Below are 9383 nucleotides of genomic sequence, written 5' to 3' on the forward strand. Positions count from 1 at the left end.
AAAGCTATAGCATTCAGCAAAAGGATGCCACTGCCATCCCTCACGCAAACCACCCTTTAAAAACAAAACAATCCAAAACAGACCATAGAATGATAAAGGTACAAATACTCTAAGAAAAAACGGTCAAAAATCCATCAAAGCAAAAACAAAACACGTACATACCTATTATTAAAACCAACAACAACAACAATAATAAAGACCATTTAAAAGGAAAAACACAAATAAAAAACGATAACTAATTGATTTATAAAAGATAACAAAAAAAAGAAAAAAAAGAAAGCAAGAAACTTGTAAAAAACAAAAAAAAGAGTGTACCTTTGCCGTCCGCAAGGGAAATGTTCATTGAAAAAACCAGTCAAAATAATGAAGCTTACTTCAAAAAAAGTTTTCAAAAAAAGATTTGGTAAATTAAAAAGAAACACTACCTTTGCACCCGCTAAGACGTTAAGTTGAAAGCGAAAAGAGTAAATAAATAAGTTCATAGACATATTGGATTGACAGCACGTTTTAACAGCAATGTTAAAACAGATAAAAAWTTAAGAGAGTAAGAAAAACCTAGCATTCTTTGTCAAAAACAAATAGCTGAAAAGCTGTAAAAACATACGATGAAGAGTTTGATCCTGGCTCAGGATGAACGCTAGCGGCAGGCTTAACACATGCAAGTCGAGGGGTAGAAGGAGCTTGCTCCTTTGAGACCGGCGCACGGGTGCGTAACGCGTATGCAATCTACCTTGTACAGGGGGATAGCCCAGAGAAATTTGGATTAATACCCCATAGTATTTTCAGATGGCCTCATTTGATTATTAAAGTTCCAACGGTACAAGATGAGCATGCGTCCCATTAGCTAGTTGGTGTGGTAACGGCATACCAAGGCAACGATGGGTAGGGGTCCTGAGAGGGAGATCCCCCACACTGGTACTGAGACACGGACCAGACTCCTACGGGAGGCAGCAGTGAGGAATATTGGTCAATGGGCGCAAGCCTGAACCAGCCATGCCGCGTGCAGGATGACGGTCCTATGGATTGTAAACTGCTTTTGTACAGGAAGAAACCCTCCCTTGTAAGGGAGCTTGACGGTACTGTAAGAATAAGGATCGGCTAACTCCGTGCCAGCAGCCGCGGTAATACGGAGGATCCAAGCGTTATCCGGAATCATTGGGTTTAAAGGGTCCGTAGGCGGTTTTATAAGTCAGTGGTGAAATCTGGTCGCTCAACGATCAAACGGCCATTGATACTGTAAGACTTGAATTACTTGGAAGTAACTAGAATATGTAGTGTAGCGGTGAAATGCTTAGAGATTACATGGAATACCGATTGCGAAGGCAGGTTACTACGAGTATATTGACGCTGATGGACGAAAGCGTGGGGAGCGAACAGGATTAGATACCCTGGTAGTCCACGCCGTAAACGATGGATACTAGCTGTTTGGAGCAATCTGAGTGGCTAAGCGAAAGTGATAAGTATCCCACCTGGGGAGTACGCTCGCAAGAGTGAAACTCAAAGGAATTGACGGGGGCCCGCACAAGCGGAGGAGCATGTGGTTTAATTCGATGATACGCGAGGAACCTTACCAAGGCTTAAATGGGAAACGACAGATTTGGAAACAGATCTTTCTTCGGACGTTTTTCAAGGTGCTGCATGGTTGTCGTCAGCTCGTGCCGTGAGGTGTCAGGTTAAGTCCTATAACGAGCGCAACCCCTGTTGCTAGTTGCCAGCGAGTCATGTCGGGAACTCTAGCAAGACTGCCGGTGCAAACCGCGAGGAAGGTGGGGATGACGTCAAATCATCACGGCCCTTACGCCTTGGGCTACACACGTGCTACAATGGACGGTACAGAGAGCAGCCACTACGCAAGTAGGAGCGAATCTACAAAACCGTTCTCAGTTCGGATCGGAGTCTGCAACTCGACTCCGTGAAGCTGGATTCGCTAGTAATCGCAGATCAGCCATGCTGCGGTGAATACGTTCCCGGGCCTTGTACACACCGCCCGTCAAGCCATGGAAGCTGGGGGTACCTGAAGTCGGTGACCGCAAGGAGCTGCCTAGGGTAAAACTGGTAACTAGGGCTAAGTCGTAACAAGGTAGCCGTACCGGAAGGTGCGGCTGGAACACCTCCTTTCTAGAGACAAAAAAGAAGCTATTTTTTAATTTAGATACTAAATTAAAAAAACTTACTCTCGCTGTTAATTCAAAAAAAAGAAAAGGCTTAAAATACAGAGTCTCGTAGCTCAGCTGGTTAGAGTACTACACTGATAATGTAGGGGTCGGCAGTTCGAGTCTGCCCGGGACTACTTTTTAAAGCACAAGGAAATTCTAGAAGCGAATTTTGAATTATAAATTTTAAATGATGAATTTGAAAAATAATTCAAAAAAATAATTCAACATCCAAAATAGAAAAAAGATTGGGGGATTAGCTCAGCTGGCTAGAGCGCCTGCCTTGCACGCAGGAGGTCATCGGTTCGACTCCGATATTCTCCACCAAATTGATTTGAAAATGAATTGATTTGAAAATTTGAAAATGATCATCATTTTCAAATTAACGAATCTTAAAATCTTCAAATTGAGTAAAGTTCATTGACATATTGAGATAAACATACAAACAAGTAGAAAGAACACTTTAGTAATTAGTAAAGAGTGAATAGTAATTAGTCTTAGGACTAGTCACTAATTACTTAGAGCTAATCACTAAAAAAAAGAAAACAATAAGCAAAATAAGGGCGTATGGGGGATGCCTAGGCTCTCAGAGGCGAAGAAGGACGTGATAAGCTGCGAAAAGCTGCGGGGATTGGCACATACGAATTGATCCGCAGATATCCCAATGGGGCAACCCACTATGTTGAAGACATAGTATCCAATAGGAGGCGAACCCGCTGAACTGAAACATCTAAGTAGGCGGAGGAGAAGAAAACAAAAGTGATTGCGTAAGTAGTGGCGAGCGAAAGCGCATTAGCCCAAACCAGTGTTGTTACGGCAATACTGGGGTTGTAGGACCACAATATTTCTTGTAAACCGAATTAGAATAACCTGGAAAGGTTAACCACAGAGGGTGATAGTCCCGTATAAGTAAGGAATATAAAGGATAGTGGTATCCTGAGTAGGGCGGGGCACGTGAAACCCTGTCTGAATCTGGCGGGACCATCCGCTAAGGCTAAATACTCCTGAGAGACCGATAGTGAACCAGTACTGTGAAGGAAAGGTGAAAAGAACCGTGAATAACGGAGTGAAATAGAACCTGAAACCATACGCCTACAAGCGGTCGGAGCAGCAAAAGCTGTGACGGCGTGCCTTTTGCATAATGAGCCTACGAGTTAACGTTGCTGGCAAGGTTAAGCACTTCAGGTGCGGATCCGTAGCGAAAGCGAGTCTGAATAGGGCGCTTGAGTCAGTAATGTTAGACGCGAAACCGTGTGATCTACCCATGGGCAGGATGAAGCTGTGGTAACACATAGTGGAGGTCCGAACCGGTTGACGTTGAAAAGTCTTCGGATGACCTGTGGGTAGGGGTGAAAGGCCAATCAAACTCGGAAATAGCTCGTACTCCCCGAAATGCATTTAGGTGCAGCGCAGTGGTAGAGTTATATAGAGGTAGAGCTACTGATTGGATGCGGGGGCTTCACCGCCTACCAATTCCTGACAAACTCCGAATGCTATATAATATACACAGCAGTGAGGGCTGGGGTGCTAAGGTCCCAGTCCGAGAGGGAAAGAACCCAGACCATCAGCTAAGGTCCCCAAATGTATACTAAGTTGATCAAACGCGGTTTGATTGCATCGACAGCTAGGATGTTGGCTTGGAAGCAGCCATTCATTTAAAGAGTGCGTAACAGCTCACTAGTCGAGCGATCGAGCATGGATAATAATCGGGCATAAGTATACTACCGAAGCTATGGATTTGACAAAAGTCAAGTGGTAGGGGAGCATTCTAACATCGTAGAAGGGATTCCGTGAGGATTTCTGGAGAGGTTAGAAAAGAAAATGTAGGCATAAGTAACGATAAGGGGTGCGAGAAACACCCCCGCCGCAAAACTAAGGTTTCCGCAGCTATGCTAATCAGCTGCGGGTTAGTCGGGACCTAAGGCGAATCCGAAAGGAACAGTCGATGGCCAACGGGTTAATATTCCCGTACTACTTATAATTGTGATGGAGTGACGCAGTGGTGAAAGTACCGCGAACTGACGGAATAGTTCGTTAAAGCACCTAGCTATAGGCCCGGTAGGCAAATCCGCTGGGACTGGTGAAATGCGATAGTACTCGGATTCTTCGGATGATGGGATAGTGTACCTAAAGGCTGCCAAGAAAACCTTCTAAACATAGATTATAAGTACCCGTACCGTAAACCGACACAGGTAGTTGAGGAGAGTATCCTAAGGCGCTCGAGAGATTCATGGCTAAGGAATTAGGCAAAATAGACCTGTAACTTCGGGAGAAAGGTCGCCAGCGCAAGCTGGCCGCAGTGAAAAGGTCCAGGCGACTGTTTATCAAAAACACAGGGCTCTGCCAAATCGTAAGATGAAGTATAGGGCCTGACACCTGCCCGGTGCTGGAAGGTTAAGAGGAGATGTTATGAGCAATCAGAAGCATTGAATTGAAGCCCCAGTAAACGGCGGCCGTAACTATAACGGTCCTAAGGTAGCGAAATTCCTTGTCGGGTAAGTTCCGACCTGCACGAATGGTGTAACGATCTGGACACTGTCTCAGCCATGAGCTCGGTGAAATTGTAGTATCGGTGAAGATGCCGATTACCCGCAGTGGGACGAAAAGACCCTGTGCACCTTTACTATAGCTTAGTATTGACCTTGGATAAGTGATGTGTAGGATAGGTGGGAGACTGTGAAATGGCGTCGCTAGGCGTTGTGGAGTCATTGTTGAAATACCACCCTTTGCTTATCTGAGGCCTAACTCCATATTGTGGAGGACATTGCTTGGTGGGTAGTTTGACTGGGGTGGTCGCCTCCAAAAGAGTAACGGAGGCTTCTAAAGGTTCCCTCAGCACGCTTGGTAACCGTGCGTAGAGTGCAATGGCATAAGGGAGCTTGACTGAGAGACATACAGGTCGATCAGGTACGAAAGTAGAGCATAGTGATCCGGTGGTTCCGCATGGAAGGGCCATCGCTCAAAGGATAAAAGGTACGCCGGGGATAACAGGCTGATCTCCCCCAAGAGCTCATATCGACGGGGGGGTTTGGCACCTCGATGTCGGCTCGTCACATCCTGGGGCTGGAGAAGGTCCCAAGGGTTGGGCTGTTCGCCCATTAAAGTGGCACGCGAGCTGGGTTCAGAACGTCGTGAGACAGTTCGGTCTCTATCTACTGTGGGCGTTAGAAATTTGAGTGGATCTGACTCTAGTACGAGAGGACCGAGTTGGACCAACCGCTGGTGTATCTGTTGTTCCGCCAGGAGCACCGCAGAGTAGCTACGTTGGGAAGGGATAAGCGCTGAAAGCATATAAGCGCGAAACCCACCACAAGATGAGATTTCTTTTAAGGGTCGTGGAAGATGACCACGTTGATAGGCTATAGATGTAAAGGCAGTAATGTCACAGTCAAGTAGTACTAATAACCCGTAAGCTTATTGTAAGAGCCCCCTAACCCCCAAAGGGGGAACCTCAGGGGGCTCGTAAAATTCTTTCCAAATTAAATATTTATCTCAATATGTTAAAATATTTGTTTCGTTTAAAAACGAGACAGTCTTAAATAAGAAAGTCCAAAGGAAACTTTACGACATTCGACTTTAGACTTAAAACCTTAAGGTGGTTATTGCGGCGGGGCTCACCTCTTCCCATTTCGAACAGAGAAGTTAAGCCCGCCAGCGTCGATGGTACTGTTGTGGGAGAGTAGATCGCCGCCTTTCTTTATTCTGATACAAGTCAGAATTCGACATAGAACATCCCCTGACTACCAGGGGATTTTTTATCTCAACAAAGCAAAAAAAAGTTCTTTAGAATAAGAAAACCAGTTTTAAATAAATTTTCAAAAAAAGTAAAAAAAAGCTTGGAAATACTAAAAGAAACACTACCTTTGCACCCGCTAAGACGTTAAGTTGAAAGCGAAAAAAGTAAATAAATAAGTTCATAGACATATTGGATTGACAGCACGTTTTAACAGCAATGTTAAAACAGATAAAAATTTAAGAGAGTAAGAAAAACCTAGCATTCTTTGTCAAAAACAGATGAAGAGTTTGATCCTGGCTCAGGATGAACGCTAGCGGCAGGCTTAACACATGCAAGTCGAGGGGTAGAAGGAGCTTGCTCCTTTGAGACCGGCGCACGGGTGCGTAACGCGTATGCAATCTACCTTGTACAGGGGGATAGCCCAGAGAAATTTGGATTAATACCCCATAGTATTTTCAGATGGCCTCATTTGATTATTAAAGTTCCAACGGTACAAGATGAGCATGCGTCCCATTAGCTAGTTGGTGTGGTAACGGCATACCAAGGCAACGATGGGTAGGGGTCCTGAGAGGGAGATCCCCCACACTGGTACTGAGACACGGACCAGACTCCTACGGGAGGCAGCAGTGAGGAATATTGGTCAATGGGCGCAAGCCTGAACCAGCCATGCCGCGTGCAGGATGACGGTCCTATGGATTGTAAACTGCTTTTGTACAGGAAGAAACCCTCCCTTGTAAGGGAGCTTGACGGTACTGTAAGAATAAGGATCGGCTAACTCCGTGCCAGCAGCCGCGGTAATACGGAGGATCCAAGCGTTATCCGGAATCATTGGGTTTAAAGGGTCCGTAGGCGGTTTATAAGTCAGTGGTGAAATCTGGTCGCTCAACGATCAAACGGCCATTGATACTGTAAGACTTGAATTACTTGGAAGTAACTAGAATATGTAGTGTAGCGGTGAAATGCTTAGAGATTACATGGAATACCGATTGCGAAGGCAGGTTACTACGAGTATATTGACGCTGATGGACGAAAGCGTGGGGAGCGAACAGGATTAGATACCCTGGTAGTCCACGCCGTAAACGATGGATACTAGCTGTTTGGAGCAATCTGAGTGGCTAAGCGAAAGTGATAAGTATCCCACCTGGGGAGTACGCTCGCAAGAGTGAAACTCAAAGGAATTGACGGGGGCCCGCACAAGCGGAGGAGCATGTGGTTTAATTCGATGATACGCGAGGAACCTTACCAAGGCTTAAATGGGAAACGACAGATTTGGAAACAGATCTTTCTTCGGACGTTTTTCAAGGTGCTGCATGGTTGTCGTCAGCTCGTGCCGTGAGGTGTCAGGTTAAGTCCTATAACGAGCGCAACCCCTGTTGCTAGTTGCCAGCGAGTCATGTCGGGAACTCTAGCAAGACTGCCGGTGCAAACCGCGAGGAAGGTGGGGATGACGTCAAATCATCACGGCCCTTACGCCTTGGGCTACACACGTGCTACAATGGACGGTACAGAGAGCAGCCACTACGCAAGTAGGAGCGAATCTACAAAACCGTTCTCAGTTCGGATCGGAGTCTGCAACTCGACTCCGTGAAGCTGGATTCGCTAGTAATCGCAGATCAGCCATGCTGCGGTGAATACGTTCCCGGGCCTTGTACACACCGCCCGTCAAGCCATGGAAGCTGGGGGTACCTGAAGTCGGTGACCGCAAGGAGCTGCCTAGGGTAAAACTGGTAACTAGGGCTAAGTCGTAACAAGGTAGCCGTACCGGAAGGTGCGGCTGGAACACCTCCTTTCTAGAGACAAAAAAGAAGCTATTTTTTAATTTAGATACTAAATTAAAAAAACTTACTCTCGCTGTTAATTCAAAAAAAAGAAAAGGCTTAAAATACAGAGTCTCGTAGCTCAGCTGGTTAGAGTACTACACTGATAATGTAGGGGTCGGCAGTTCGAGTCTGCCCGGGACTACTTTTTAAAGCACAAGGAAATTCTAGAAGCGAATTTTGAATTATAAATTTTAAATGATGAATTTGAAAAATAATTCAAAAAAATAATTCAACATCCAAAATAGAAAAAAGATTGGGGGATTAGCTCAGCTGGCTAGAGCGCCTGCCTTGCACGCAGGAGGTCATCGGTTCGACTCCGATATTCTCCACCAAATTGATTTGAAAATGAATTGATTTGAAAATTTGAAAATGATCATCATTTTCAAATTAACGAATCTTAAAATCTTCAAATTGAGTAAAGTTCATTGACATATTGAGATAAACATACAAACAAGTAGAAAGAACACTTTAGTAATTAGTAAAGAGTGAATAGTAATTAGTCTTAGGACTAGTCACTAATTACTTAGAGCTAATCACTAAAAAAAAGAAAACAATAAGCAAAATAAGGGCGTATGGGGGATGCCTAGGCTCTCAGAGGCGAAGAAGGACGTGATAAGCTGCGAAAAGCTGCGGGGATTGGCACATACGAATTGATCCGCAGATATCCCAATGGGGCAACCCACTATGTTGAAGACATAGTATCCAATAGGAGGCGAACCCGCTGAACTGAAACATCTAAGTAGGCGGAGGAGAAGAAAACAAAAGTGATTGCGTAAGTAGTGGCGAGCGAAAGCGCATTAGCCCAAACCAGTGTTGTTACGGCAATACTGGGGTTGTAGGACCACAATATTTCTTGTAAACCGAATTAGAATAACCTGGAAAGGTTAACCACAGAGGGTGATAGTCCCGTATAAGTAAGGAATATAAAGGATAGTGGTATCCTGAGTAGGGCGGGGCACGTGAAACCCTGTCTGAATCTGGCGGGACCATCCGCTAAGGCTAAATACTCCTGAGAGACCGATAGTGAACCAGTACTGTGAAGGAAAGGTGAAAAGAACCGTGAATAACGGAGTGAAATAGAACCTGAAACCATACGCCTACAAGCGGTCGGAGCAGCAAAAGCTGTGACGGCGTGCCTTTTGCATAATGAGCCTACGAGTTAACGTTGCTGGCAAGGTTAAGCACTTCAGGTGCGGATCCGTAGCGAAAGCGAGTCTGAATAGGGCGCTTGAGTCAGTAATGTTAGACGCGAAACCGTGTGATCTACCCATGGGCAGGATGAAGCTGTGGTAACACATAGTGGAGGTCCGAACCGGTTGACGTTGAAAAGTCTTCGGATGACCTGTGGGTAGGGGTGAAAGGCCAATCAAACTCGGAAATAGCTCGTACTCCCCGAAATGCATTTAGGTGCAGCGCAGTGGTAGAGTTATATAGAGGTAGAGCTACTGATTGGATGCGGGGGCTTCACCGCCTACCAATTCCTGACAAACTCCGAATGCTATATAATATACACAGCAGTGAGGGCTGGGGTGCTAAGGTCCCAGTCCGAGAGGGAAAGAACCCAGACCATCAGCTAAGGTCCCCAAATGTATACTAAGTTGATCAAACGCGGTTTGATTGCATCGACAGCTAGGATGTTGGCTTGGAAGCAGCCATTCATTTAAAGAGTGCGTA

The 9383-nt window shown here is 45.5% G+C and carries 4 tRNA genes and 5 rRNA genes (1 of these 9 running past the window's edge); all 9 read left to right on the plus strand.

Annotated features, from left to right (window positions below):
- Positions 1-602 precede the first annotated feature (602 nt).
- A 16S ribosomal RNA gene (locus tag HUE53_RS09890) occupies positions 603-2118 on the plus strand.
- Positions 2119-2216: 98 nt separating this feature from the next.
- Positions 2217-2290 (plus strand) — tRNA-Ile (locus HUE53_RS09895).
- Positions 2291-2403: 113 nt separating this feature from the next.
- Positions 2404-2480, plus strand: a tRNA-Ala gene (locus tag HUE53_RS09900).
- A 219-nt stretch (positions 2481-2699) separates the two neighbouring features.
- Positions 2700-5575: ribosomal RNA gene (locus HUE53_RS09905) — 23S ribosomal RNA — on the plus strand.
- Positions 5576-5744: 169 nt separating this feature from the next.
- Positions 5745-5849, plus strand: a 5S ribosomal RNA gene (gene rrf, locus HUE53_RS09910).
- Positions 5850-6164: 315 nt separating this feature from the next.
- A 16S ribosomal RNA gene (locus HUE53_RS09915) occupies positions 6165-7679 on the plus strand.
- 98 nt (positions 7680-7777) lie between these two features.
- Positions 7778-7851, plus strand: a tRNA-Ile gene (locus tag HUE53_RS09920).
- 113 nt (positions 7852-7964) lie between these two features.
- Positions 7965-8041 (plus strand) — tRNA-Ala (locus tag HUE53_RS09925).
- 219 nt (positions 8042-8260) lie between these two features.
- A 23S ribosomal RNA gene (locus HUE53_RS09930) occupies positions 8261-9383 on the plus strand; it runs 1753 nt beyond the window's last position.
- Together the 16S, 23S and 5S rRNA genes with 4 tRNA genes alongside form the textbook arrangement of a ribosomal RNA operon.

It is taken from the genome of Flavobacterium columnare (genome assembly GCF_014844295.1).
GTDB lineage: Bacteria > Bacteroidota > Bacteroidia > Flavobacteriales > Flavobacteriaceae > Flavobacterium > Flavobacterium columnare.